Origin of the sequence: Arthrobacter sp. JSM 101049 (assembly GCF_041679245.1) — a bacterium.
In the GTDB taxonomy this organism is placed as follows: Bacteria; Actinomycetota; Actinomycetes; order Actinomycetales; family Micrococcaceae; genus Arthrobacter_H.
The window spans coordinates 1-2,314 of record NZ_JBGFFC010000016.1; the positions used below are offsets into that span (position 1 = coordinate 1).

Here is a 2,314-nt window from a genome sequence, read left to right on the forward strand (position 1 = left end):
CCGGTGGTGCTGCTGGGTCCGGTGTTAGAAGGGTGGTTCTGCTGGTGGTTCCGGTGGGGCGTCGGGTTCGGTGCCGAAGGGGTACTCGTGTTCACCGGGACGTTCGATGCGCCGGGGACCGTATTCGCCGGCGTTCCGCTTCAGGCGGCGCTTGCGGGTTGCCTTCCCGTTCCTGCTGCGGGCGTAGCGGCCGTGGTCGGGGTTCTCGACCGAGGAGTCCGGCACGTCCTGGATCTTGCCCCATTCACGGGCCTGCATCTGCTGGTAGTGCCCGCATTCGGGCTTCTCGTCAAGGGGATCATAGGGCCGTGGTGGGGGCTCGGTTGCGGGATCCTCGCTGTGCTGCTCGTCCTCGGGGAAGTCGTCCGTGCCGGTGTCCGCTGCCGCCCGTTCGGCCAGGTGATCGGCGGCTTGCGGATCCGCCTCGCGGAGCATCTGCGCCGTCCACGCGTCGTATTCGGCCTCGGTCATCCCGGGATCATCGTCGTCGTCGAAGTCGTCCGTTGATGTGCCGTCGGCGGGGCGGGGTGGCAGGTAGCAGGTGGGTTCCACGGATGGGATGGCGGCATCGGGGTCGGGCGGTGGCGGCTCGGAGCCGGCTGATGGCGCGGCCGCGGTGGCCTTCCCCGGGTCGGCGACGGCCCAGGGGGCAGCCGGGTAGGACGTCTTCCGGGTGCCGAAGAGGCTGGTGACCAGCACCGTGCCGCCGGCGCGCTGCTCGACCTCGATCAGGCCCAGGGACTTCATTCGGTGGCAGCGTCGGCACCGTAGTTGAATGTTGGCGATGTCTGTTCCGCCGCCATCCTGCCACTCGTTGGTATGGTCGGCCTCGCAGTGCCTGGCGGGGCCGGTGCAGCCCGGGGTGGTGCAGCCGCCGTCGCGGAATTGCAGGGCCGCCCGCTGGGCCGCTGTGGGGCGGTAGCGTTTCTGGCCGAAGGTGACGACGGCACCGGTGATCGGGTCGGTGACCAGCCGCCACCAGGTCTTGGCGGCGTTCATCAGCCGCGCCGCGGAGTCCTGGTCGATCGGGCCGCCGCCGAGCAGTGTGGGGACCGGTGCCCCGGGAGGCAGTTCGGCGGTTGCCACGGCGACGGTGCCGGTCGGGGGCTTCGCCGCAGTGTGGTCGGCGCTGGCGCTGCCTGGGCCGGTGCCGTCCGAGGGCGTGTGGTCGGTGCTGGTCGGTCCGCCCGGTGTCCCGGGGAGCATGGTGGCAGGGATGGCCACGTAGACCTCGGCGTTGACGGCTTCCAGTCCCTGGCCGCGTGGCCCGTTGGGGACCATGTCGGTGAAGACGTCGGCGCGCAGCTGGTCCATGGTGCGGGTTTCGGCGGGGTCCGGTTCCGGGTCGGCCATGGTTTCCCCGCGTTCTTGGGCGGCGGCGCGCGAGACGGCAGCGGCCGAGTCCGGGTCGGATTTGAGCAGGCGGGCCATGGCATCGATCTTCGAGAAGATCGCCTGGCAACTGGCCGTGGGCAGGTAGCCCGAGAACCAGGTCATCCCGTCCCTTGCCTCCTCCAGGGTGATCCGGCGGTCCCGCAGGGCCGTTCGGGAGCGTTTGGTGAAGGTGTGGCCGTAGTACTTCTCCAGTACCTGGCGGCCGCGGGCGCGGAGTTGGGAGGGGGATTTTCCCGGGGCCAGGGCGAGCATGTCCGCCCCGAAGTCACGTCGATCGGCCCGGGCCTTGGCTGCACGCTGGGCGACCTCGCGTTCCCATTCTTCCTTCGTGGCCTCGTCGGCTTCCTTCCGGGGCAATGGGAGCGGGTCCGGGATGATGTGTTGGGTGTGTTCGAGGATCCTTTGGACGTGGCTGGTCCCGATCCGTCCCAGGGCCATGGATTCGAGGACTTCCGGGGTGTCCATGACCAGTGTTTCGGCCTGTTCCAGCACCCGGTGCGCCTGGCCTTGGGAGAGGCCCTGGACGAGTGCGATCTCCATGACCGCGCTCTGTGTCGCCGCGTAGGACATGATCCGTCCGGTGCGCATCGAGATCTGCATGCCGCGCCGGTTCTCCAGTGCTTCCAGGCGGGGGTCCACGGCGTGCTGGGCCTCGTCGTGGAGCATGGCTGCGGCACGGAATTTCTCGGCCTCGGCGAACCGTGCCAGTGCTTCGGCGGCCTTCAGGCGTGCCGACCCCGACACGGAGGCCCCGGCAGCGCGGGTGAGTCCCCACCCAGCGACCTCGACCAGCTCCGGAACTTCTTCCATGACCCCACTCTTCCACCTGCCACCGACACTTTGGCCGTCCCGGGTTGGCCGGTGGACAGGACCGATGGGAATCGAACCTGTGAGGGGAAAGAAGCCGCGCGCGTCCGGG

Annotated in this window: 1 protein-coding gene; it reads right to left on the reverse strand. The window is 69.5% G+C overall.

Features of this window, described 5'->3' with window-relative positions:
* Positions 1-24 precede the first annotated feature (24 nt).
* The gene (locus tag AB8M85_RS17455; protein WP_372700106.1) at positions 25-2,205 is read right to left on the reverse strand and encodes a DUF222 domain-containing protein; all 2,181 of its coding nucleotides are present in this window, start codon (positions 2,203-2,205) and stop codon (positions 25-27) included.
* Positions 2,206-2,314 lie beyond the last annotated feature (109 nt).